This is a genomic window from Virgibacillus litoralis, assembly GCF_017873675.1.
Classification (GTDB): domain Bacteria; phylum Bacillota; class Bacilli; order Bacillales; family Amphibacillaceae; genus Lentibacillus; species Lentibacillus litoralis.
On sequence record NZ_JAGGKK010000010.1, the window covers coordinates 117,061 to 140,791 of the forward strand.

Sequence of the window (23,731 nt, forward strand, 5' to 3'; positions counted from 1 at the left end):
TATAATTTGAGTGTGAAACATATTATTACTCGTTAGGATGAGAAAAATTATGAAAATATTATTTATCGGTGATGTAGCAGGATCTCCTGGAAGGGATATGGTTCAGCATTATCTACCAAAATTAAAAGAAAAACACCGTCCACATATAACTATTGTTAATGGGGAAAACGCAGCATCCGGAAAAGGGATTACTGAAAAAATTTATAAGCAATTTCTTGAGTGGGGTGCTCAGGTTGTTACAATGGGGAACCATACTTGGGATAAAAAAGAAATTTTTGAATTTATAGATGACGCCAAGAATATGATTCGGCCGGCAAACTTCCCAGAGGGTACACCCGGGAAAGGGCTTAAATTTGTGAACTTAAATGGAACTGAAATTGCTGTAATTAATATGCAGGGACGTACCTTTTTACCTGCACTTGATGATCCGTTTCGTAAAATGGATGAACTAATTGAAGAAGCCAAAAAACGAACAAGTATTATTTTTGTAGATTTTCATGCAGAAGCTACAAGTGAAAAACAGGCAATGGGGTGGTACCTGGATGGCCGAGTCAGTGCAGTTGTTGGTACACACACACATACTCAGACTGCTGACGACCGAATTTTGCCACAAGGAACAGCATATATTACGGATGTTGGGATGACTGGACCTTATGATTCCGTATTAGGTATGGAAAAGGAAGCAGTTTTGAAAAAGTTCCTCACAAGTTTACCAGTACGTTTTGAAATTGACACAAAGGGAAGAACTCAGTTAAATGGTTTTTTAGTTACAATAAATGATAAAACCGGAAAGGCATCTAAGGTTGAGCGTATTTTAATAAACGATGACCATCCATTCTTTGGTTGATTATTTGAATGTTTAGAATTATTGATGCATAATAAGGTAATAAGCTATCATCTCCAAGAATATAGTAGCAATAGAACTACAATAGTAATTGAAGGAGGTACTAGTAATGGAAGTATTGAAAGTTTCAGCAAAATCAAATCCAAATTCAGTAGCAGGTGCACTTGCGAATGTCTTACGGGAACGTGGAACAGCGGAAATGCAGGCGATTGGCGCGGGTGCATTAAACCAGTCCGTCAAAGCGGTAGCGATTGCCAGAGGATTTGTAGCGCCAAGTGGAGTTGATTTAATTTGTATTCCGGCTTTTACTGATATTATGATTGATGAGGAAGAACGTACTGCGATTAAACTAATTGTAGAACCTAGATAACTTACTAAATATAATATTAAGTGTTGCGCTAAGCTGCGTAACACTATTTTTATGACAAATTAAGTAAACTTTTTATTTTCAGGTGGTTTTTCTTTGCACTGAACTGCTCATGTATTGTTTAATTTGCCTATAGCCTTTATAATTTAATAATGTACATCTATGTCATTAATAGTGTTTTATATATAAGAAAGGAGTTTCGTTAATGAATGAGCAGCAACGGAAGGACCAGTCACAAATAAAGCAAACTGAAAATCCAACGGACATAAAATCCGGATCGGATAATATGAATCGGTTAAAAAATACTTCCAGCGACGACATTATTTCAAAGTATTTTGAAACGACATATGAGCCACCAAATTTAAATAAGGCACGTAAACGTGGACGTGATGATGTGAAAGTTCATTATGACTTTGAAATCCCTGAGGGTATGGATAAAATTGGAGAGGGAAAGAAATTCATGATTCGTACATATGGATGTCAGATGAATGAGCATGATACAGAGGTCATGGCAGGTATTCTGACCGAGATGGGTTATGAATCAACTTCTGATACCAAAGAAGCAGATATTATTTTATTAAATACCTGTGCAATTCGCGAAAATGCGGAAAACAAAGTGTTTGGTGAAATTGGTCACCTAAAACCACTTAAATTGGAGAATCCAGATCTAATTCTTGGTGTATGTGGTTGTATGTCACAGGAAGAATCTGTTGTAAATCGGATTTTGAAAAAACATCCGCAAATTGATTTGATTTTTGGGACGCATAATATCCACCGCATCCCACATTTAGTAAAAGAAGCTATGTTTGGAAAAGAAAAGATCGTAGAAGTATGGTCTAAAGAGGGCGACATTATTGAAAACCTCCCTAAAGCACGAAAAGGAAATATAAAAGCATGGGTAAATATTATGTACGGGTGTGATAAGTTTTGTACCTATTGTATAGTACCTATGACGCGCGGGAAAGAGCGTAGCCGTAAACCGGAGGATATTATCCAGGAAGTAAGGCATCTAGCAGCGCAGGGCTATAAAGAAGTCACTTTGCTTGGCCAAAATGTAAATGCATACGGAAAAGATTTAGAAGAATTGTCATATGGTTTAGGAGATTTGATGAATGATATTCACAAAATTGATATTCCCCGTGTGCGCTTTACAACATCACACCCAAGAGATTTTGATGACCGCTTAATTGAGGTATTAGCACAGGGCGGGAATTTGCTTGATCATATCCATCTTCCTGTCCAGTCCGGCAGCAGTGAGGTTCTAAAGAAAATGAATCGTAAATATACACGTGAAGAATATTTAGAGCTTGTTCGCAAAATACGTGAAGCTATGCCTAATGCAACCCTCACTACCGATATTATTGTTGGCTTTCCAAACGAAACTGAAGAACAATTCGAGGAAACAATGACATTAGTAGAAGAAGTTGGATTTGAAGCAGCATATACATTTATTTATTCACCTCGTGACGGTACTCCAGCTGCCAGAAAGACAGATGACGTACCGGAAGAAGTGAAAAAACAGCGATTATATCGTTTAAATGATCTTGTTAACAAACAGTCAGCAGAATCAATGAAAACTTATGATAATAAGATTGTTAAAGTTCTTGTCGATGGTGAGAGTAAGAAAAATCCAGATATTCTTGCAGGCTATACAGAAAGAAATAAACTGGTAAACTTTCAAGGTCCTAAATCAGCAATTGGTAAAATTGTTGAAGTCGAAATTACCGAATCCAAAACATGGTCATTAAATGGTATAATGGTAGAAAATACAGTTGAGGTGAATTGATATGGCTGAATATACACGCAAACAAGTGCTTGACGAAGCAAAAGGTTTGGCACAGATGCTGGCTAGCACAGAAGAGATTGATCGTTTTAAACAAGTTGAGGCAAAAATAAACAATAATAAAAAAGTACAACAATTAATAACTAAAATTAAAACCCTGCAGAAGCAAGCAGTTAATTTTCAGGCTTATGAAAAAACAGAAGCATTGAAAAAGGTAGAAGCTGAAATTGACCGTTTGCAAGCTGAAATTGATGATATTCCAGTGGTACAGGAATTCAAAGAAACGCAAATTGTAGTTAATGATATTTTACAATTGGTTTCTGGAACAATTGCCCGTGAAGTAACAAATGATGTTATCTCATCTACTGGTGGTGACCTTTTATCAGGTGAAACAGGTTCTAAGACAAATAACGGCTCAGCATGCAGCCATTAATTTGATGCCAGGCAGGAAATTTTTCTTGCCTGGTTTTCCTTATGGCAATAGCCTTTGAATGGTTTTTAAGAAAAGTTATCACTAATCTTTACGTCCTTTTACACAATAGCTATGCACTATAGGTATTTGTCTTGCATAAAATGACTATGAAAAAAGAGGAGGTAAACGAAATTATGACTTTTCTTGATCAAGAATTTAGAGAAATCATTACGAAAGCTGTTTGTGGTAAGGGTAGAAAGTTCACGCAGGCTACTCACAATATCTCGCCGTCACATAGACCATCAAGCATCCTTGGCTGCTGGGTGATTAATCATTTGTATAATGCCAAGAAAAAATCAGAAGAAACTGTAGAGATAAATGGTAGCTACGATATTAATATTTGGTATTCGTACAATGACAATACAAAAACCGAGGTGGTAACAGAACGTGTAACGTATTGTGATTATATTCCACTATCTGTTAAGGATGAGAATTGTCTGAGTGACGATTATGATGTCATTGCCAAAGTTATTCAACAGCCGAATTGTTTGGAATGCCAGATTGCCAACCAAGGTCATAAAATAGTTGTAGAAATAGAGCGCGAATTTGTTGTTCAAATAATTGGCGAAACAAAGGTTAAAGTAAGGGTAAATCCTAAAGGTTTCAACGATAATTTTGATGATGACGATTGGGGATTTGACATAACAGATGACGAGTTAAGTGATGTCAGTCCAGATTTTGTGAACGATAAGGCGAAAGACTAAGGAACTTACGAGGGTTAATTCTCTCGTAAGTTTTTTTGTTGTTTAGCGTACTATAAAATTTAATTGCTGTGGAGAACTGAATTTCCGAATCAGCGACGTCCAGCTCCGACGTACAGGACGTACTAGTGCCGGTGACGCCACAGGACGTGGCGTTCTCACCGACCAGCGCCTAGCACCTAGTGGACTTACCTCCTCGTGTCTACGATAAGAAATAAAGGATGTTCGAAAAAACCACCACATCCTGTGGCAACGTCGACCTACTTTGTTCGCAAATAAGAAAGTATAAATACTTTCTTACTGCGTAAGTGCAACTAAGGCTTGGCGATAAGTCAAGTTTTCTAACAATCGTGAGTTGCGGTTTCATATAAACTTAGCAAGCATTTAGGAAACAGCTTTTATATATGAAAGGGGGAAGTCGATTTATGTCTACAAATTATGCTATAATTGTACATTATATTCGGTATATTTTTGGAGGATTAACTTATGGCTAAAAGCACACCAATGATGGAACAATACTTAAAAATAAAAGCAGAACACAAAGATGCATTTTTATTTTTCCGATTAGGTGATTTCTATGAAATGTTCTTTGATGATGCAATAAATGCTGCTAGGGAATTGGAAATAACCCTTACCAAACGGGGGGCAGGACAAGATGATCCCATTCCGATGTGTGGTGTACCCTATCATTCTGCTGCTAATTACATAAAAAATTTAATTGAAAAGGGTTATAAAGTAGCTATTTGTGAGCAAGTTGAGGATCCAAAGGTCGCTAAGGGTGTTGTAAGAAGAGAAGTGGTTCAGCTTATTACTCCTGGAACCGTTATGGAAAGTAATATGCTTAATGAACGTGATAACAACTATATTGCCAGTCTTTCTCATTTCTCTGATGGTTCTTATGTAATTGTTTATAATGATTTGTCAATTGGTGAAAATAACATTGCACTTATTTCAAGTGGATGGGACGCAGTTATTCATGAGTTGTTCAATCAGCCAATAAAAGAAATAGTAATTCCTTCGAGTCTGCCTGATGAATTTCAGGATCAGTTAAGCAAAAAATTAAACGTAACATTGTCCTATCAGGATGAAATAAATTTTAATGCAGAATATCGCAGTTTATGTGATAACCTAAACGATGAGCGACTTGTTAAGGCATTCAGTCGTCTGCTTAATTACATCCAATACACACAAAAGCGTTCACTTGATCATTTACAGCCTGCTAAGATTATTGAATTGAACCATCATTTAGCATTGGATATGTACTCTAAACGAAACCTGGAATTAACTGAGACAATTATGAAAAAAAGTAAGCATGGAAGTCTGCTGTGGGTACTTGACAAAACAGTAACAGCAATGGGGTCCAGAATGCTTAAAAAGTGGCTGGAACGCCCGTTATTAAATAAACATGAAATTGAAAAACGTCATGATATTGTTGATGGCTTTTATCAAGGATTTATGGAGCGCGATTCGCTACGTGATGTATTAAAATCGGTTTATGATCTTGAACGTCTTGCTGGTCGAGTTGCATTCGGTAATATAAATGCACGTGATCTCATCCAATTAAAACAATCATTAGAAAAGTTACCGGAAGTTAGTACAATACTAAAGCAATTTAACCAAAAAAATATAACGGAATTAAGTAATAAACTTGTATTTCCAGAGGAGATACTATCCATATTAGATACCAGTTTAATAGAAGATCCGCCAATATCGATCAAAGAAGGATCGATTATAAAAGATGGGTATAATGAGAAGCTTGATACTTATAGAGAAGCTTCACGTAATGGCAAACAATGGATTGCTGAACTGGAACAGAAGGAAAAGAAAGAAACAAATATTAAGTCCCTTAAAATTGGTTATAATCGCGTGTTTGGTTATTATATTGAGGTAACCAAAGCCAATTTACATCTCTTGCCTGAGGGAAAATATGAGCGCAAGCAGACATTATCGAATGCTGAGCGTTACATTACACCAGAATTAAAGGAGAAAGAAGAACTTATTTTAGAGGCTGAAGAGAAAAGTGTTGATTTAGAATACAATTTATTCCTTGAAATTAGAGAACAAATAAAAGAACATATACCTAAAATACAGTATTTAGCTGATATAGTCAGTAAAGTTGACGTACTTCAGGGGTTTGCAACGGTTAGTGAAGCGAATGATTATAAGCGCCCGCGATTTGTTGATGAAACGTTATCTATTAAAAATGGACGTCATCCTGTAATTGAACAAGTAATGAAGGATGATTCGTTCGTACCAAATAATGTTTTGCTGGATCAGAACACTGACGTCCTTCTAATAACTGGCCCTAATATGTCAGGTAAGAGCACCTATATGCGTCAACTGGCATTAACAGTTATTATGGGGCAAATTGGCTGTTTTGTTCCATGTGAAGATGCAGATTTAATTCTATTCGATCAGATCTTTACGCGAATTGGTGCAGCAGATGATTTAGTTGCAGGACAGAGCACTTTTATGGTTGAAATGCTTGAAGCAAATCATGCCATTACTAATGCAACAGAAAACAGTTTGATTCTGCTTGATGAAATTGGCCGAGGGACAAGCACATATGATGGAATGGCATTGGCACAATCGATTGTTGAGTATATCCACAATAATATTCATGCCAAAACATTATTCTCAACGCATTATCATGAATTAACAGCACTTGAAAACACCTTAGAAAAATTGAAAAACATTCATGTTCGCGCAGAAGAATATGAAGGAAATGTAGTCTTCCTTCACCAGATAAAAGAAGGAGCAGCCGACCAAAGCTATGGTATACATGTTGCGAAACTAGCAAACCTTCCTGAGCAACTTATTGATCGGGCAGGTTCTATTTTAAATCAATTGGAGAATAACGACGAAATGCATGAGGCAGCTAACCTAGCTGATAATGATCAACTGTCCTTTTTTATTGAGGAAAAAATACCTAAAGAAAAGAAGCAACACAGTAAAGAAGACAAATCAGTAATTGATGACTTAAATAATCTCAATTTATTTGAGATGACACCGATGGAAGCGATGAACGAACTATACCGATTGCAAAAACATGTAAAAAAGTAAGATAGAAGGGATTGTTCTCATGAATATTATTCAAATGCCAGATGCTTTAGCAAATAAAATTGCTGCTGGAGAAGTAGTGGAACGCCCTGCATCTGTCGTAAAAGAATTAGTTGAAAATAGTATTGATGCTAATAGCACTTCAATAAAAGTCGAAGTAGAGGAAGCTGGATTACAAAAAATTAAAATTACCGATAATGGTGATGGTATGTCTGAGGATGATTGCGAGAGAGCATTCTTGCGTCATGCGACAAGTAAAATTAAAAGTGAAACAGACTTATTTCATGTCAAAACGCTGGGATTTCGCGGAGAAGCATTAGCAAGTATCGCAGCAGTCAGCAGATTAACGGTAAAGACATCACAGGGAGATAATGCAGCAACAGTGCTTTCGATGGAAGGCGGTTCCATAATAAACAAGGAGAAAAGTGATGCACGTAAAGGCTCAGAAATCGTAGTGGAAGATTTATTTTATAATACTCCCGCTCGATTAAAATACATGAAAACCATTCATACGGAGCTTGGTCACATTACAGACCTATTAAACAGGTTAGCATTGTCTCACCCGGGAATCCGTTTTGAAGCTATCCACAATGGGAAGTCTCTCTTTAAGACAACTGGATCTGGAGACCTGCTTCAGGTAGTTGGAAATGTATATGGGATGAGTGTGGCTAAAAAAATGCTGCCAATTCAACGTGAAACCCTTGATTTCTCAATTGAAGGATTTATTGCAAAACCTGAAGTCACCAGAGCATCGCGTAATTATATTTCCACCATTATTAATGGACGGTATATAAAGAGTATTCCTTTGTCACAAGCGATTATTAGAGGGTATCATACATTGTTGCCAATTGGTCGTCTGCCAGTAGTTGTTCTATCAATAACAATGGACCCCATATTGGTTGATGTGAATGTACACCCAACTAAACTTGAGGTTCGTTTTAGTAAAGATAAAGAATTGTTTGCTGCCATTGAAGAGACGATCAGAACAAAATTCAGACATGCATCCTTAATACCTGAACTGGAACAGAAACAAGAAAATCAAGAGAAATCAGTTCAAAACACATTGCAATTTAATGAACCACAGAGGGAAGCGCAGCGGGAACAAATACCCCAAGTAAATGAACAAGTACCAACTATAGAGCAATCAAACTCAACTAATAATATAGGTTTTCAACATGAGTTCGACCATAGTAATGATATTCCTTCTGCTGACGTAAAACCTGCAGTGGTCAAAGAAGAGCAACAACGTGTACCCACTATGTATCCAATTGGTCAACTCCATGGTACTTATATTCTAGCGCAAAATGAAAATGGATTATATATGATCGACCAGCACGCTGCACAAGAACGTATAAAGTATGAGTTTTTTAAACAGAAGCTTGGTAAAACAATTAACGAGTCTCAAGAATTATTAATGCCTTTGACATTTGAATTTTCTAAACAAGAATCTATCTTCATTGATCATTATAAAGAAGAACTTGAGAAAGTAGGACTGTTTTTGGAGTCATTTGGAAATCAAACTTATATTATTCGGTCATATCCAACGTGGTTTCCAGAAGGATTTGAAGAAGAGATAATTCGTGAAATGATTGATCAGGTTATGGATGATGAACGAGTAAATGTTGAAAAAATAAGAGAAGATGCAGCAATATTAATGTCCTGTAAACGATCAATTAAAGCGAATCATTATTTAAATCAGGAAGACATGTTTCGATTATTGGAAGATTTACGTAATTCAACTGATCCATTTACATGTCCGCATGGCCGACCAATCATTGTGCATTATTCTTCCTATGAACTGGAGAAAATGTTCAAACGCGTTATGTAAGGATTGAATAAAAGAAGCACACCTCGTGAAAACTATAAGTAAAACAGCGAGGTGCGCTATGGAAAATCAGAAGCTAATAAACTTTTTAAATCAATTGTTGTCCAATTACTTTGTCATGTACGTAAAACTCCACCGTTATCACTGGTTCATTCAAGGAAAACATTTCTACCAGTTGCACGATGTTTTTGAAGATATGTATAAAACTACAGCAAGTGACTTAGATGAAATAGCCGAGAGAGTTTTAATGATCGATGGCAAACCTTTGGCAACAATGGTTAAGTACATAAAAGAATCAACACTTGAGGAAGCAACTGCTGATGATAAAGAAGTTGAGATTATAAGACAGTTAATAACCGATTATAAACAGATTATCAGAGAAATAAAGGATGAAGGTATTCCTGAAGCTTCCGATCGAAAAGATGAGCCAACAGTTGACTTGCTTGTAACATTACAAGGAAAATTAGAAAAACATATATGGATGTTACATGCATACCTTGCGTATGAATAAAGATATATAGGGGAATGATGATGAAAAAACCAGTAATTGCGATTGTTGGACCAACTGCTGTTGGAAAAACCAGACTTAGTATAGAAGTTGCAGAATCGTTCAATGGTGAGATTATTAGCGGCGATTCTATGCAAGTATACCGAGGCTTGGATATCGGAACAGCAAAAATTAGCGAGGAAGAAAAACATGGCATTCCTCATTATATGATTGATACTAAATACCCCAGCGATTCATTCTCTGTTGCTGATTATCAGGCACATGTCCAACAATATATAAACGAAATTAGTTCACATCAAAAGTTGCCGATAATAGCTGGTGGGAGCGGACTATATATTCAAGCAGCGTTATATGATTACAACTTTTCAGATCAAAAACGAGATAGCGAAGTGACTAGACGACTTGAAGAGGAGCTTGACAACCAAGGAGTATTGACTTTATATAATAGACTAAAGAAAATAGACCCTGAACAAGCTGCCAAAATTCACCCAAACAATCACCGAAGAGTTATTCGTGCGTTGGAAATCTATCAAACAACCGGAATGACTATGTCAGAGTATCAGAAGGAACAAAAAAGGGTTTCCCCATATAATCCCATTTTTATAGGTTTGGAGATGGACCGTAAGCTTTTATATGAGCGAATAAATGCTCGAGTTGATAATATGCTTGAACAAGGCTTGTTAGATGAGGTTGAGATGCTTTATAAACAAGGATTTGAAAATTGTCAATCTATGAGGGGGATTGGTTACAAAGAGTTTATTCCTTACTTTAAAGGGGAACAATCATTGATACAAGCTACGGAAACATTGAAGCGAAACTCCAGAAGGTTTGCTAAACGGCAATATACGTGGTTTAAAAATAAGCTGGATGTACAATGGTACACGATAACTCCAGAAACAATTGATGAAACATTTAGAAAAATTTTAGATGATTTAGCAGGAATGTTAAGAAGAATATAGAAGTAATTATATACAGATATAGAATAGAGGAGGATGTGCGATGGCGCAATCAGTAAACATTCAGGACCAATACTTAAATCAGCTTCGAAAGGATCATATTTCAACTACTGTTTTTTTGACAAATGGATTTCAATTAAGAGGGATATTAAAAGCCTTTGATAATTTCACGGTCTTGTTAGAAACAGACGGAAAACAACAATTAATTTTTAAACATGCCATATCTACTTTTGCTCCAGTGAAAAATGTAGAACTTGAAAAAGAATAATAAATGAACGGACGCTCTTATTTAATGGGCGTCCGTTTTAGTATCTAGGCGTTTGTCACATCTTTTTTATATACCGCGTATACTAACGTGACTAAGGGGTGAGAATGTGGAAACGCAAAAACTTCGAAATAAAAATGGGCAGATTAATATTGTTTTGCATGATAAAAATAATGTACCGTTTGATAAAGGCAGCCGATTACAAGATGTAGGGAAAAGTCCATTTTCACATATTGATTCAGAATTTTCATCATTCATAGGAATGGAGAAATTAAAGAAGACTATAAGAGAAATATATGCAACGATTGTAATAAATGAAAAACGAAAAGAAATGGGTCTCACTTGTTCCAAACAGGTACTTCATATGCTTTTTAAAGGTAATCCTGGAACTGGTAAAACAACAGTAGCCAGAAAACTTGCTAAGATGTATTTTGAGATGGGCCTACTTTCAAAGGGACATTTTATAGAGGCTGAACGGGCAGACCTGGTTGGTGAATATATTGGTCAAACTGCTCAGAAAACACGTGCAATTATCCAAAAGGCAATGGGTGGTATTTTGTTCGTTGACGAGGCTTATTCATTGGCACGTGGCGGGGAAAAGGACTTTGGAAAAGAAGCAATTGATACATTGGTGAAGCATATGGAGGATAATCATAATGACTTTGTGCTAATTTTAGCAGGATACCCATATGAAATGGATCGTTTCCTTACACTTAATCCTGGTTTAAAGTCAAGATTTCCATTTATATTGGATTTCCAGGATTACGAGGTAAATCAGTTAACAAAAATTGCAAAGCAAATGGTTAATGATCGTGAATATGAATTTACGAATGAAGCAGAGTGGAAACTGCGTAGCCATTTATATAAGAAAAAACAAGAAACCCATCGTAATTTCTCTAATGCCAGATATGTTCGTAATGTTATTGAACAATCAATTAGGCTTCATGCTGTTCGCTTATTAAACAATGAAAATTTCACCGTTAATGATTTAATTCAGTTAACCGGTACCGACCTTTCACTCGATGAAGAATGACATGCCAATTGTGATGTAAAAGGTTCTTTGCTATGATAAAAACAAGAGACTGCTAAAAAATTAACTGTCCGGATAGAGGAAGAGGTATTTATCATGTTAGAAAAAATATTAATAATTGCTGTAAAAATGCAGGATCAAAATGATGATCGTTTTGAATCTTCCTTGGAAGAACTAAGCTCGTTATGTAAAACTGCTGGTGGTAAAGTAGCAAGAGTAGTAACGCAAAATCGTCAAAAGATTCACCCTGCATATTACATTGGTGAAGGTAAAAAGGAAGAAATAAATGAAGCAGTTGATGAACTGGAAATTAATCTTGTCGTATCGAATGATGAGTTATCTGCTGGGCAATTGCGTAACTTAAGTGATCGATTTGGTGTAAGGGTGATTGATCGCAGTCAGCTAATACTGGATATATTTGCCCAGCGTGCCCATACCAAGGAAGGTAAGTTACAAGTTGAACTAGCACAGCTGGAGTATATGCTGCCAAGATTGCATGGTCAAGGGGAAGCAATGTCCCGTTTGGGTGCGGGTATTGGAACACGTGGGCCAGGTGAAACGAAATTGGAGACAGATCAACGCCATATTAGACGACGAATATTCGATATTAAAAGACGGTTAAAATTAGTTGTGCAACAACGTGAACAATACCGCAAACGCAGAAAAACAAATGATGCATTTCAAATTGCCATAGTTGGTTATACCAATGCAGGGAAATCGACACTATTTAACCGTTTAACAAAAAGCAGCTCACATGAAGAGAATCAGTTATTTGCAACACTCGACCCATTGACAAGAAGAATTCAGCTGCCGTCAGGGTTTCAAACGCTAGTAACAGATACTGTTGGTTTTATTCAGGATCTACCAACATCATTGGTAGCTTCTTTCAAATCAACGTTAGAAGAAGTAACAGAAGCAGATTTTATTCTACATGTAGTAGATGCTGCAAATCCAGACCTTGAACAGCATCAGCTCACAGTAAGCAATTTACTGCGTGATTTGAATGCACATACTATACCGATGCTGACTGTTTATAATAAAAACGATAAAATTGATAATGACTTTATTGCAATGAATCACCCAAACATCCTTGTTAGTGCGTTTGATCAAGCAGATATTCAAAAGCTTCAAATAAAAATAGAAGAAATACTTAAAGATGAGTGGGATTGGTATAAACTTGATTTAACACCCGACCAGGGGAAGATGCTGAATCGATTGGAACATGAGACAATAATTAGTGACCGTTTCTATGAAGAAGAGCTGAATGAGTATATAGTAGAAGGATACATGCGACAAGAACACCCATTAAAAAGTTTATTGAAGGAGTAATAATGTACTAATGACTAAACAATTGATGAAACAGGCAGAAGCAGATTGCACTACACAACATAGAAATGTCGCAGCTATAGTAGAGACCAATCAAAAACGGGTACTTGATTCTTTTCAAAAGAACCGTGTTAGTGATAGTCATTTTAACCCAACTACTGGATACGGGTATGATGATTTAGGGAGGGAAACTTTAGAAGCTGTGTATGCGGATGTGTTTGGTGGAGAAGATGCACTTGTCAGACCGCAAATTGTTTCGGGTACTCATGCCATATCCACGACATTATTTGGCTTATTAAGACCTGGTGAAGAACTATTATATATAACAGGAAGACCATATGACACGTTAGAATCCGTAATCGGAGTTCATGAATCTAATACAGGATCTTTAGCCGATTTTAACATCACATACAGTGAATTAGACTTATTGGAAAATGGTAAGGTTAATTATAGTGGAATTAAACAGAGGGTTTCCCGGCAAACAAAAGTAATTGGTATACAACGTTCAAAAGGATATGATGACAGACCGTCATTCACAATTGATGAAATAGAAGAAATGGTAACTTTTATAAAGAATATAAATAAAGACTTAATTGTGTTTGTAGATAATTGTTATGGGGAATTTGTTGAAGAAAAAGAACCATTACATATAGGTGCAGATATTATTGCTGGTTCGCTAATTAAAAACCCAGGAGGTGGAATAGTACGAGCTGGAGGATACATAGCGGGAAAGAAAGATCTCGTACTTCAGTGTGCTCACCGTTTAACTGCCCCAGGTCTTGGAAAGGAAACTGGGGCAACACTTAATATGCTGCAGGAAATGTTTCAAGGATTATTTATGGCACCTCACGTTGTTGGAGAAGCATTGAAAGGAGCAATTCTGACTGCAAGATTTATAGAGTTAGTCGGATTTAAGACAAGCCCTAATTACCAAGCTGAGCGCACAGACTTAATACAGTCTGTAACATTCGGTAATCAGGAAAGAATGATTGCCTTTTGCCAGGCAATTCAGCACAGTTCACCTATCAATTCATTTGTAACACCATATCCAAGCGAAATGCCAGGTTATCAAGACAAGGTAATTATGGCAGCTGGTACATTTGTGCAGGGAGCGAGTCTGGAATTGACAGCAGATGGACCGTTAAGATCCCCATTTACAGCATTTGTTCAGGGAGGATTAACTTATTCACATGTGAAAATAGCTTTAGAATCCGCCGTGGAAAAGTTATTGGATGATGGTATTGTACCTAGTAAACAGGAGATGTAGAAATAACACCCTGCATGTTAGGGAAGTTAACATTAATTTGACAATAAACATTACATATGCTATTATTATTTTAGATGATTAAAAGGAGGTATTATGATGGACGATCAAGATAGACGTTCAATGCCTTTATTTTCAATAAGCATTGTTAAAAAATTAACTGAATTGACTGCAAGACAGATTCGATATTATGAAGAACATAATTTGATTCATCCAGAAAGGTCAACAGGTAACCAACGTTTGTTTTCTTTTAATGATGTTGACCAATTACTAGAAATAAAAAATCTGATGGACAGAGGAATTAATTTAGCTGGTATTAAGCACATTATCACAGAGGAAAATACACGGGATAATGAAAAAGCAAAACCTCAAATATCGGATCGTCAATTACGTACAATGCTGAAGAATGAGTTAATGGAAGCAGGGAGAATGGGGAAATCGAGCATGCGTCAAGGAGAGCTTTCTCGATTTTTTCACTAAATAAATAAAAATATTCTAGGAGGCAGTTAGATGAGCTCAGATTTTACAAAGGAACAAATTATGAAGAAGATAGAAGAGGAAAATGTTCGGTTTGTCCGCTTGCAATTTACAGACATGCTTGGAACAATCAAAAATGTTGAGATTCCACTTAGCCAGTTGGATAAAGCTTTAGATAATAAGATGATGTTTGATGGCTCTTCTATTGAAGGATTTGTTCGTATTGAAGAATCAGATATGTACTTGTACCCTGATTTAGATACATTTGTGGTATTCCCGTGGACTTCTGATAAAGGGAAGGTAGCTCGTTTTATTTGCGACATTTATAATCCAGATGGAACACCTTTTGAAGGTTGCCCAAGGTATAACCTGAAACGAAACCTTAAAAAAATGGAAGAATTAGGTTTTGATGCTTTTAATATTGGAACAGAGCCAGAGTTCTTTTTATTCAAGCTTGATGAAAAAGGCGACCCTTCAATGGAATTGAATGACCGTGGTGGTTATTTCGATTTGGCACCAACCGATCTTGGTGAGAATTGCCGCAGAGATATTGTTCTTGAGTTGGAAGAAATGGGATTTGAAATCGAGGCATCTCATCATGAAGTTGCACCTGGACAACATGAAATTGATTTTAAATATTCTGATGCAGTTAAGCATTGTGATGATATTCAAACATTTAAGCTTGCAGTTAAAACAATCGCAAGGAAACATAATCTGCACGCAACATTTATGCCTAAACCATTGTTTGGAGTAAATGGTTCTGGTATGCATGTTAATATGTCATTATTTAAAGATGGCGAAAATAGCTTCTTCGACACAAAAGGAGATATGCAGCTTAGTGATGTCGCGTATCAATTTACTGCCGGTGTCATTAAACATGCTACAAACTTTACAGCAGTTACAAATCCAACTGTTAATTCATTTAAGAGACTTGTGCCGGGATATGAAGCTCCTTGTTACGTTGCGTGGTCTGGGACAAACCGAAGCCCGCTTATTCGGATCCCATATTCAAGAGGGCTAAGTACAAGAATTGAAGTTAGAAGTGTTGATCCTGCAGCTAATCCATATATGGCCATGGCCGTATTACTTGCGTCTGGATTAGAAGGAATTAGCAAGAAATTAACACCACCTACTTCTGTAGACCGTAATATTTATATGATGGACAAAGAAGAACGCGAGAAAAACGGTATAAAAGATTTACCTGCAACACTTATGGATGCGTTAGAAGAACTGCAAAAAGATAAAGTTGTTACGGATGCATTAGGCGAACACTTATACGAACACTTTATAGAAGCGAAAGAAATTGAATGGGATATGTTTAGAACTACTGTCCACCCTTGGGAAAGAGAACAATATTTATCAACATACTAAAGAGAAAAAGGCTTCCGTCATTTTATTGACGGAAGCCTTTTTATTATTGAATATTACGGTATAAGCCGATGACTTTACCTAGTATTGTTACATTTTGATAGATGAGAGGATCCATTGTGGCATTTTCTGGCTGCAAGCGAATTTGGTTTTTTTCTTTAAAGAATCGCTTTACAGTTGCCTCGTCTTCATCAGTCATTGCTACAACAATTTCTCCGTTTTGTGCAGTATTTTGCTGTTTTACAATAACCATATCCCCATCTAAAATACCAGCTTCTATCATACTTTCACCATCAATGATGAGAACGAACAAGTTATCATCGGGGCCAGCACTGGAACTAGGTAATGGAACGAATTCTTCGATGTTTTCTACTGCAGTAATTGGTATCCCAGCAGTAACTTTACCAATTACTGGTGCATATCTTGCTTCTTCCCTAGGAATATGACTTTCTTCAGATATGTCTAAAACCTCTATAGCTCTTGGTTTAGTAGGGTCTCTTCTAATGAATCCCTTACTTTCAAGCCTTGCCAAATGCCCATGCACAGTAGAACTTGAAGCAAGTCCGACTGCTTCTGCAATCTCTCTAACTGATGGTGGGTAACCTTTGCCATCTACCTCTTCTTTAATATACTCAAGTATTGTTTCCTGTCTTTTAGAAAGTTTATTCATCTATCAAACACCTCGCGCATAGGATTTATTAATGATAGTTTATCACCTATTTTTGGGAAAAGCAAACATTCGTTCGAGAAAGCTATTGACAAGATCATATGTTCGTATATAATGATAATTAGAGAGTAATACGAACAAAGGTTCTTGATTTTAAAAAAGGAAGGACTGATTAATATGTTTGAAAAAGTAACAAAGACAGATGTATTTTATTTAGTTGCTTTTACTTTGGCATTAGGTTTCTTATATTTCTCCATGATAACAAGTGCATAGCGTAAGGAGCGTATAAATTGAATGCAATAATCTATTGTCGTGTAAGTACCGACAAAAAAGTACAAGAGACATCTTTACATAGGCAGAAAGACGAGCTAATGGCTCTTGCGAACAAACATATGCTTACTGTCGTAGATTGTATTGAAGAACAAGAGAGCGGATATGAGATAGATAGAGATGGTATTTTTCGGATGCTTGAATTTTTTTCTGAAAAGAAGGCTGAATGTTTGTTAATACAGGATGAAACGAGGTTAGGGCGAGGGAATACCAAAATAGCCTTGTTTCACCAATTACAAAAATTAGATATTTCCATATATACTGGAATACAAGGCGGAGAGATTGAGTTGTCTGAGTCAGATTCAATGGTTCTGCAAATAGTTGGTATTGTAGAAGAATATCAACGTAAAATCCATAATACAAAAATTAAACGTGGCATGAGAAAGGCAATAAATGAAGGTTTCGATCCAAGTGAAAACTTATCAAATCGACATCATGCACCTGGTAGAGAGCGAAAAGTATTTCCAATAGAAGAAGTTGTGCGAATGAGGCAAAATAACTTAACATTTGAGGAAATTACAACTACATTAAATGGATTAGGTCATCCGGTTTCCAAAGCAACTGTTCACCGGAGGTATAAGGAGTTTCGAAAAACTTGAATCTAATATCCATGTAAAGTAATATTAAAAGGCAAGGACATTGAAAATTGTTCTTGTCTTTTAAGTGTTTTCTAGGAGGTTTTAAAGATTATATCAAAAGAAAAATTAGAACGTATAAATGAACTTGCAAAGAAATCAAAAGAAGAAGAGTTAACAGAACAAGAAAAAGTAGAGCAAAAAGAACTTAGGCAGGAATATTTGAAAAATGTGCGAAAATCATTTAAGAATCAGTTTAAATCAATGACTGTAATGGATAAGGAAGGAAATGACGTTACCCCTGATAAAGTACGTGATTTGCAGGATAGGAACAAAAAGCATTAAGTCTAAAACAATTTTAGTTTATTACTTGTTACAGGAAATGTTTCATTATAGAATAAAAAGGGATCTTAACAACTTTTAAGTGGAAAGGGGAATTTTTTTGTCACAGAATATCGAACAATTATCTATAAATACGATACGAACATTGGCAATTGATGCAATAGAAAATGCAAACTCTGGTCATCCTGGCCTGCCAATGGGGGCTGCTCCAATGGCTTATACCTTATGGACTGATTTTATGAAACAAAACCCAAATAACTCAAAGTGGTTTAATCGTGATCGTTTTGTGTTGTCTGCTGGGCACGGTTCCATGCTATTATATGGATTGCTGCATTTATCAGGATATGATGTAACAATTGATGATCTAAAATCTTTCCGTCAATGGGATTCAAGAACACCAGGACATCCAGAGGTCCATCATACAGACGGAGTAGAGGCAACAACAGGTCCACTAGGACAAGGTCTTGGAATGTCAGTTGGAATGGCAATTGCTGAAGCACATCTTGCAGCAAAATATAACCAGGAAGAGTTATCAATAATTGATCATAATACGTATGCTCTTGTAAGTGATGGCGATTTAATGGAAGGCATTTCGCACGAAGCAGCTTCCCTAGCTGGTCACTTAGGACTTGGAAAGTTGATTGCATTATATGATTCAAATGATATCTCATTAGATGGTGATTTGGACCGAGCATTTTCCGATAATACGGAAGAACGCTTCAAGGCTTATGGCTGGCAAGTTATACATGTAGAGGATGGTAACGATCTAACAGCTATTCGAAATGCAATAAATGAAGCAAAACAGAATGCAGAACAGCCAACATTGATTGAGGTAAAAACTGTTATAGGTTACGGTTCACCTAATAAATCAGCTTCTGCAGCTTCCCATGGGGCACCACTTGGTGAAGATGAAGTGAAACTAACAAAAGAGTATTACAAATGGTCACATGATGATTTTCAAGTTCCTGAAGAAGTCTATGCGGACTTTAAAGAGAAGATTGGAAAAGATGGTGCTGATGCAGAGGATAAATGGAATACGCTTTTTGACACATATAAAGAAAAGTATCCAGAGCTTGCAACTGAATTAGAATTGGCTATGAATGGTGAGTTACCTCAAGATTGGGATAAACATCTTCCTAGTTATGAGGCAGGGAAAGATTCAAGTGCAACTCGTGCTTCTTCAGGTGAAGTACTAAATGCAGTTGCAGATTCAGTTCCATATTTCTTTGGTGGAAGTGCTGATTTAGCAGGTTCTAATAAGACTACAATTAAAAATGAAAATGATTTCTCCCGTGAGAACTATGCAGGAAAAAATGTGTGGTTTGGTGTACGTGAATTTGCCATGGCAGCTGCAGTAAATGGTATGGCATTACATGGAGGGCTGAAAGCTTATGTCGGTACATTCTTTGTATTTAGTGACTACATGCGTCCGGCAATTCGTCTTTCATCAATAATGAATGTACCTGTAACATATGTGTTTACACATGATTCAATTGCGGTAGGAGAAGATGGCCCAACACATGAACCAATTGAACAATTATCATCGTTAAGAGCAATGCCAGGACTATCACTAATTCGTCCCGCTGATGGTAACGAGGTTCAAGCTGCTTGGCGCTTATCACTGGAGTCCCAAAACAAACCGACTGCACTTGTGCTGACAAGACAAGGTTTACCTACATTAGAAGGCACAAAAGAACATGCTTATGAAGGTGTGAAAAAAGGTGCATACGTCATAAGCAAATCAGAAAAACAAACACCTGATGCTTTATTATTAGCAACAGGATCAGAAGTACAACTGGCTATTAAAGCTAAAGATGCACTTAAAGAAAAAGGAATTGATGTCAATGTAGTAAGTATGCCATCATGGGATCGTTTTAACGCACAAAGTGAAGCTTATAAGAATGATGTGCTTCCGCCTAATGTTAAAAAACGGTTAGCAATTGAAATGGCATCACCTTTTGGCTGGGAGAGATATGTTGGTGACCAAGGTTCTGTTTTAGGAATCGAAGGATTTGGTGCATCTGCAAAAGGCGATAAAGTTATTGAAGAATATGGTTTTACTGTTGAAAACGTTGTTGACCATGTTGAATCACTATTAAAATAAGGTTTGATATATTTAAGATGACCCTTACTGGTAGGGTCATCTTAGTTTAACCGTTAAGAAGGTATAAATACTTTCTTACTGCATAAGTGCTACTAAGGCAGTTCGCCTAAAGGTTTGGCGAATGACAAGTTTTCTAACCTTATCGACAAAACTAGTGCTTGTTTGCAACGCGGTATGACAAATTTTTAAACTAAAATGCGTATAATTGAAGGTAAATGAGGAGGGATTTTGTTGAATCATTACTCTATTTACTGGATAAAAGAAGAATTTGCGCATCATTTTTTTCATAACAGTGAAGTTTTGTACCGGTTTATAAAAGAATACCAAATGAACAAAAATAGAGAAGATCTTAAACGTCAATATGAGTATATTACGTTGGAATTCCCAAAATTATCATTAATCTCTCATATTACAAATAATCACCCAAATAATAGTAATATGAAAGTTGAAGACGACCGACTTAAAATTTATAAAGATATCCAATATATTTCTTTACATATACAGAAAAAAAAGATAAACTTTCGAAGTGAAATGATACATGATGCCGAGGAATTATTATTTCCTGCTTTGCGGTTATTCCAGCCGTACTTATTTATAGTGGGGAATAATTTGAACAATTATGGTTGGATTTCTCCAGTTATACAAAGGAAGAAGGACAAGACAGAACATGTATTGTATTCTTATCTTTGATTTACTATACTGTATGAGAGACAACACGAAGGAGGAAAGCTTAGAATGGACATGATATGGGTTATATTAATAGGTGTTGGAGCATTAATTGCAGGTGTTGCTCTTGGATTTTTTATTGCAAGAAAATATATGATGAACTATTTAAAGAAGAATCCACCAATTAATGAACAAATGCTACGTACGTTAATGATGCAAATGGGCCAAAAACCATCACAGAAAAAAATTAATCAAATGATGCGTTCAATGAATAATCAAAACAATAAATAACACTTATTGATTATTTAAGTGGTAATGTATAAATCCCTGTTACTAGAAGATAACAGGGTTTTTTTACTTCAAGGAAAGTGTTGGATAATTGTCAAATTCAATTGCTTTTGATTAGAGAAAGTTCTGTTAAAATGTATGCAGTATTCTAATTAGGAGGATTACCATGTCAGAAATAAATATTTTCCTAGCGTTTGGAGCGGGGTTCTTATCATTCATCTCTCCCTGCGTATTACCTTTATATCCAGCTTTTTTATCTTACATAACAGGTATGAGTGTAAATGAGATTAAAGAAGACAACAAGATGCTTAATAGAAAAAGTTTATTACATACGATCTTCTTTTTACTTGGCTTCTCCGGTATTTTCATAATACTTGGTTTTTCCACCTCATTTGTATCTGAATTTTTAACAACGTACAAAGTTATTATAAGACAAATCGGGGCTATCTTAATTATCTTTTTTGGTCTTGTTATTGTAGGTATCTTTAATTTTCAATTCCTTATGAAGGATAGGAAAATCACTTTTAAGAACCGCCCAGCTGGTTTTTTTGGTTCATTTATTATTGGAATGGCCTTTTCGTTAGGGTGGACACCATGTATGGGCCCTATTTTAGCAATCGTGATATCACTTGCAGCCACACAGCCTGATCTAGGTATGGTTATGATGATAAGTTATATACTAGGTTTTTCATTGCCATTTATAATTCTTTCATTTTTTATTGGCAAATTGGGATGGATTAAGCGTTATAGTGTGAAAATCGTTAAAGTTGGGGGCTACATTATGATTTTTATGGGTATCGCCTTATTCTTTAACTGGATGACAAAATTGACAGCATTTTTAGCTGGTTGGTTTGGGTTTCAGGGTTTTTAGGTGAAGAAAGTAGATTTTTTGAAAGTTTTATATTACACTTTAATAAGGTAAACTGTTAAGTAATAAAAGAAAGTATCCACCAATATTCTTTATATTCAAGTTAAAGGAGTATTTAAATATATGTATAGACCAAATGATCTCATCTTGCGCACGACGACATCATTAATAGTTTTCATTCTATTGGGATTCTCCATGTATTTACTTTTAGTTGGTCATAATGCACCTGGTGGTGGATTTGTAGGTGGACTAATGACTGCATCAGCAATAATACTGATGTACATGTCATATGGATCAGAGGCGTTAGAGAAAATCCTGCCTGTAAATTATCGTATTTTGATACCCAGCGGTTTATTACTTGCTGTTGGAACTGGTATAGGATCTTTCTTTTTTAATGAAACTTTTCTATCGCATACATATGGTTACTTCCACTTTCCTATTTTTGGTAAAATAGAGCTTGCCACTGCAATGTTATTTGACATCGGAGTATATATAACTGTATTAGGAGTAACAATTACGATCATTTTATCAGTAGCGAGTGATCGATAACGATTATTGGGGGTAATAATCTAATGGCAAGGATACTTATAGTTGATGATGCGAATTTTATGCGAGTTACTTTAGAAACAATTGTTAAAGAAGATAAACATGAGGTTATCGGCGGGGCAGAAAATGGTGAAGAGGCTATAAAACTGTACAAGGAAATGAAGCCAGATTTAGTTACAATGGATATTACAATGCCGGTCATGAATGGTATAGATGCGATTAAAGAAATTATGGAATACGATTCTGAAGCTAAAATCGTCGTTTGCTCGGCTATGGGACAACAAAAAGTCGTAGTTGAAGCAATTGAAATTGGTGCTAAAGATTTTATTGTTAAGCCGTTTGATGAAAATCGGGTATTAGAAACAATAAGCAGGGTTCTTCATGAATTCGAACACATAAGCTAGTTTATAAGAAAGAGTGATTCTTCATGTTTTGGTTAATAGCAAGTACAGTTGTTGCATGTTTTATGGCTGTTACAATGATATTCATACGGTTAAGAGCATCAAAACAGCCAGCTTCTGTGAAAAAGATTATCTTACCACCATTATTCATGAGTACTGGGGCATTGATGTTTATTTTTCCTGAATTTCAAGTTAATTGGGCGCAGGTTATTGAAGCATTCTCTGTTGGAGTAATTTTTTCTATTTTTCTTATTAAAACATCTAAATTTGAAATCAGGGATCAAGATATTTATTTAATACCGTCAAAATCATTTATTTTTATTTTGTTTGGGCTATTACTTGCCCGAATAATTATGAAACTTGCAATAGGTGCAACAATATCCTTTGGTGAAACCAGCGGTATGTTTTTCTTACTTGCATTTGGTATGATTGTGACATGGAGAATTGCTATGCTTTATAAGTTTAAAAAGCTGGAAAAACAGATTGTATACTCAGGAACTTAAAATCTAAAAACGCGTTCATACATTTATGTATAAACGCGTTTTTTTTAGTGTGTAGGGAATTATAAAATTTAAGTGCTGTGGATAACTGGCCTTACGAATCAGCGACGTCCTGATATCCATTTCGCTTTCCAAGCATAAGATTCTTCTTAACTTTTGCCATCATGGCGATAAGTCAAGTTCATTTAATCTTAGGGA

General features: G+C 36.0%; 25 protein-coding genes. 24 read left to right on the forward strand and 1 reads right to left on the reverse strand.

Annotated features, from left to right (window positions below; all coding sequences use genetic code 11):
* Window positions 1-49 precede the first annotated feature (49 nt).
* The 15 genes from J2Z82_RS10345 (at window position 50) to glnA (ending at window position 16,249) form a co-directional block, all read left to right on the forward strand.
* Window positions 50-847, forward strand: a complete 798-nt coding sequence (locus J2Z82_RS10345; RefSeq protein WP_209480719.1) for a TIGR00282 family metallophosphoesterase — start codon at window positions 50-52, stop codon at window positions 845-847.
* Between the two features lie 106 nt (window positions 848-953).
* Complete coding sequence (locus J2Z82_RS10350) at window positions 954-1,214, forward strand: stage V sporulation protein S (protein ID WP_092492876.1); 261 nt, start codon at window positions 954-956, stop codon at window positions 1,212-1,214.
* Window positions 1,215-1,416: 202 nt separating this feature from the next.
* Window positions 1,417-2,997, forward strand: a complete 1,581-nt coding sequence (gene miaB / locus J2Z82_RS10355) for a tRNA (N6-isopentenyl adenosine(37)-C2)-methylthiotransferase MiaB (protein WP_209480720.1) — start codon at window positions 1,417-1,419, stop codon at window positions 2,995-2,997.
* Between the two features lies 1 nt (window position 2,998).
* On the forward strand, window positions 2,999-3,427 hold the full coding sequence (locus J2Z82_RS10360) for a YlbF/YmcA family competence regulator (protein WP_092492874.1): 429 nt from the start codon (window positions 2,999-3,001) through the stop codon (window positions 3,425-3,427).
* Window positions 3,428-3,600: 173 nt separating this feature from the next.
* Window positions 3,601-4,170 (forward strand): outer spore coat protein CotE, encoded by a 570-nt coding sequence (gene cotE / locus J2Z82_RS10365; RefSeq protein WP_209480721.1) that lies wholly within the window; start codon window positions 3,601-3,603, stop codon window positions 4,168-4,170.
* 483 nt (window positions 4,171-4,653) lie between these two features.
* Complete coding sequence (gene mutS / locus J2Z82_RS10370) at window positions 4,654-7,230, forward strand: DNA mismatch repair protein MutS (protein WP_209480722.1); 2,577 nt, start codon at window positions 4,654-4,656, stop codon at window positions 7,228-7,230.
* A gap of 19 nt (window positions 7,231-7,249) precedes the next feature.
* Window positions 7,250-9,055, forward strand: coding sequence for a DNA mismatch repair endonuclease MutL (mutL, locus tag J2Z82_RS10375; RefSeq protein WP_209480723.1), 1,806 nt, complete (start codon window positions 7,250-7,252; stop codon window positions 9,053-9,055).
* 58 nt (window positions 9,056-9,113) lie between these two features.
* The gene (locus J2Z82_RS10380; protein ID WP_209480724.1) at window positions 9,114-9,563 is read left to right on the forward strand and encodes a Dps family protein; all 450 of its coding nucleotides are present in this window, start codon (window positions 9,114-9,116) and stop codon (window positions 9,561-9,563) included.
* Window positions 9,564-9,583: 20 nt separating this feature from the next.
* Window positions 9,584-10,519 carry a tRNA (adenosine(37)-N6)-dimethylallyltransferase MiaA gene (gene miaA / locus J2Z82_RS10385; protein ID WP_209480725.1) on the forward strand — a complete coding sequence of 312 codons (936 nt, stop codon included), beginning with the start codon at window positions 9,584-9,586 and terminating at the stop codon, window positions 10,517-10,519.
* Between the two features lie 40 nt (window positions 10,520-10,559).
* Window positions 10,560-10,784, forward strand: a complete 225-nt coding sequence (gene hfq, locus J2Z82_RS10390; protein WP_092492868.1) for an RNA chaperone Hfq — start codon at window positions 10,560-10,562, stop codon at window positions 10,782-10,784.
* A gap of 106 nt (window positions 10,785-10,890) precedes the next feature.
* On the forward strand, window positions 10,891-11,814 hold the full coding sequence (gene spoVK / locus J2Z82_RS10395; protein WP_209480726.1) for a stage V sporulation protein K: 924 nt from the start codon (window positions 10,891-10,893) through the stop codon (window positions 11,812-11,814).
* Between the two features lie 93 nt (window positions 11,815-11,907).
* Window positions 11,908-13,140 (forward strand): GTPase HflX, encoded by a 1,233-nt coding sequence (gene hflX / locus J2Z82_RS10400; protein ID WP_209480727.1) that lies wholly within the window; start codon window positions 11,908-11,910, stop codon window positions 13,138-13,140.
* A 10-nt stretch (window positions 13,141-13,150) separates the two neighbouring features.
* Window positions 13,151-14,404, forward strand: coding sequence for a methionine gamma-lyase family protein (locus J2Z82_RS10405; RefSeq protein ID WP_209480728.1), 1,254 nt, complete (start codon window positions 13,151-13,153; stop codon window positions 14,402-14,404).
* Window positions 14,405-14,500: 96 nt separating this feature from the next.
* Window positions 14,501-14,881, forward strand: a complete 381-nt coding sequence (locus J2Z82_RS10410; protein WP_209480729.1) for a MerR family transcriptional regulator — start codon at window positions 14,501-14,503, stop codon at window positions 14,879-14,881.
* Window positions 14,882-14,911: 30 nt separating this feature from the next.
* Window positions 14,912-16,249, forward strand: coding sequence for a type I glutamate--ammonia ligase (gene glnA, locus J2Z82_RS10415; protein ID WP_209480730.1), 1,338 nt, complete (start codon window positions 14,912-14,914; stop codon window positions 16,247-16,249).
* A 43-nt stretch (window positions 16,250-16,292) separates the two neighbouring features.
* On the opposite strand, the gene lexA is transcribed toward glnA, so the two are convergent.
* Window positions 16,293-16,916, reverse strand: a complete 624-nt coding sequence (lexA, locus tag J2Z82_RS10420; protein ID WP_209480731.1) for a transcriptional repressor LexA — start codon at window positions 16,914-16,916, stop codon at window positions 16,293-16,295.
* A 287-nt stretch (window positions 16,917-17,203) separates the two neighbouring features.
* Between lexA and J2Z82_RS10425 the strand changes: the two genes are divergently transcribed.
* From J2Z82_RS10425 to J2Z82_RS10465, 9 genes are all read left to right on the forward strand, one after another.
* Window positions 17,204-17,842: a YneB family resolvase-like protein gene (locus J2Z82_RS10425; RefSeq protein ID WP_209480732.1), complete on the forward strand. Its 639-nt coding sequence runs from the start codon at window positions 17,204-17,206 to the stop codon at window positions 17,840-17,842.
* Between the two features lie 87 nt (window positions 17,843-17,929).
* A complete protein-coding gene (locus J2Z82_RS10430) occupies window positions 17,930-18,163 on the forward strand; it encodes a DUF896 domain-containing protein (protein WP_209480748.1) in 234 nt (77 codons plus the stop codon).
* A gap of 97 nt (window positions 18,164-18,260) precedes the next feature.
* Window positions 18,261-20,264, forward strand: a complete 2,004-nt coding sequence (gene tkt / locus J2Z82_RS10435; protein ID WP_209480733.1) for a transketolase — start codon at window positions 18,261-18,263, stop codon at window positions 20,262-20,264.
* A gap of 231 nt (window positions 20,265-20,495) precedes the next feature.
* Window positions 20,496-20,954, forward strand: a complete 459-nt coding sequence (gene sirA / locus J2Z82_RS10440) for a sporulation inhibitor of replication protein SirA (RefSeq protein ID WP_209480734.1) — start codon at window positions 20,496-20,498, stop codon at window positions 20,952-20,954.
* A gap of 45 nt (window positions 20,955-20,999) precedes the next feature.
* Complete coding sequence (locus J2Z82_RS10445) at window positions 21,000-21,221, forward strand: YneF family protein (protein ID WP_209480735.1); 222 nt, start codon at window positions 21,000-21,002, stop codon at window positions 21,219-21,221.
* 163 nt (window positions 21,222-21,384) lie between these two features.
* Window positions 21,385-22,089 carry a cytochrome c biogenesis CcdA family protein gene (locus J2Z82_RS10450; protein ID WP_209480736.1) on the forward strand — a complete coding sequence of 235 codons (705 nt, stop codon included), beginning with the start codon at window positions 21,385-21,387 and terminating at the stop codon, window positions 22,087-22,089.
* Window positions 22,090-22,209: 120 nt separating this feature from the next.
* Window positions 22,210-22,635 (forward strand): Na(+)/H(+) antiporter subunit B, encoded by a 426-nt coding sequence (locus J2Z82_RS10455; RefSeq protein WP_209480737.1) that lies wholly within the window; start codon window positions 22,210-22,212, stop codon window positions 22,633-22,635.
* Window positions 22,636-22,658: 23 nt separating this feature from the next.
* Window positions 22,659-23,036, forward strand: coding sequence for a response regulator (locus J2Z82_RS10460; protein ID WP_209480738.1), 378 nt, complete (start codon window positions 22,659-22,661; stop codon window positions 23,034-23,036).
* A gap of 23 nt (window positions 23,037-23,059) precedes the next feature.
* Window positions 23,060-23,536 carry a CcdC family protein gene (locus J2Z82_RS10465; protein WP_209480739.1) on the forward strand — a complete coding sequence of 159 codons (477 nt, stop codon included), beginning with the start codon at window positions 23,060-23,062 and terminating at the stop codon, window positions 23,534-23,536.
* Window positions 23,537-23,731 lie beyond the last annotated feature (195 nt).

Coding starts and splice junctions, on each gene's coding strand:
- mutS (WP_209480722.1), top strand. CDS start 4,654: ATGGCTAAAAGCACACCAATGATGGAACAATACTTAAAAATAAAAGCA.
- hfq (WP_092492868.1), top strand. CDS start 10,560: ATGGCGCAATCAGTAAACATTCAGGACCAATACTTAAATCAGCTTCGA.
- J2Z82_RS10380 (WP_209480724.1), top strand. CDS start 9,114: ATGGAAAATCAGAAGCTAATAAACTTTTTAAATCAATTGTTGTCCAAT.
- hflX (WP_209480727.1), top strand. CDS start 11,908: ATGTTAGAAAAAATATTAATAATTGCTGTAAAAATGCAGGATCAAAAT.
- J2Z82_RS10465 (WP_209480739.1), top strand. CDS start 23,060: ATGTTTTGGTTAATAGCAAGTACAGTTGTTGCATGTTTTATGGCTGTT.
- glnA (WP_209480730.1), top strand. CDS start 14,912: ATGAGCTCAGATTTTACAAAGGAACAAATTATGAAGAAGATAGAAGAG.
- miaB (WP_209480720.1), top strand. CDS start 1,417: ATGAATGAGCAGCAACGGAAGGACCAGTCACAAATAAAGCAAACTGAA.
- J2Z82_RS10445 (WP_209480735.1), top strand. CDS start 21,000: ATGGACATGATATGGGTTATATTAATAGGTGTTGGAGCATTAATTGCA.
- mutL (WP_209480723.1), top strand. CDS start 7,250: ATGAATATTATTCAAATGCCAGATGCTTTAGCAAATAAAATTGCTGCT.
- cotE (WP_209480721.1), top strand. CDS start 3,601: ATGACTTTTCTTGATCAAGAATTTAGAGAAATCATTACGAAAGCTGTT.
- J2Z82_RS10405 (WP_209480728.1), top strand. CDS start 13,151: ATGACTAAACAATTGATGAAACAGGCAGAAGCAGATTGCACTACACAA.
- J2Z82_RS10455 (WP_209480737.1), top strand. CDS start 22,210: ATGTATAGACCAAATGATCTCATCTTGCGCACGACGACATCATTAATA.
- J2Z82_RS10450 (WP_209480736.1), top strand. CDS start 21,385: ATGTCAGAAATAAATATTTTCCTAGCGTTTGGAGCGGGGTTCTTATCA.
- J2Z82_RS10345 (WP_209480719.1), top strand. CDS start 50: ATGAAAATATTATTTATCGGTGATGTAGCAGGATCTCCTGGAAGGGAT.
- J2Z82_RS10360 (WP_092492874.1), top strand. CDS start 2,999: ATGGCTGAATATACACGCAAACAAGTGCTTGACGAAGCAAAAGGTTTG.
- J2Z82_RS10350 (WP_092492876.1), top strand. CDS start 954: ATGGAAGTATTGAAAGTTTCAGCAAAATCAAATCCAAATTCAGTAGCA.
- miaA (WP_209480725.1), top strand. CDS start 9,584: ATGAAAAAACCAGTAATTGCGATTGTTGGACCAACTGCTGTTGGAAAA.
- J2Z82_RS10410 (WP_209480729.1), top strand. CDS start 14,501: ATGGACGATCAAGATAGACGTTCAATGCCTTTATTTTCAATAAGCATT.
- J2Z82_RS10460 (WP_209480738.1), top strand. CDS start 22,659: ATGGCAAGGATACTTATAGTTGATGATGCGAATTTTATGCGAGTTACT.
- lexA (WP_209480731.1), bottom strand. CDS start 16,916: ATGAATAAACTTTCTAAAAGACAGGAAACAATACTTGAGTATATTAAA.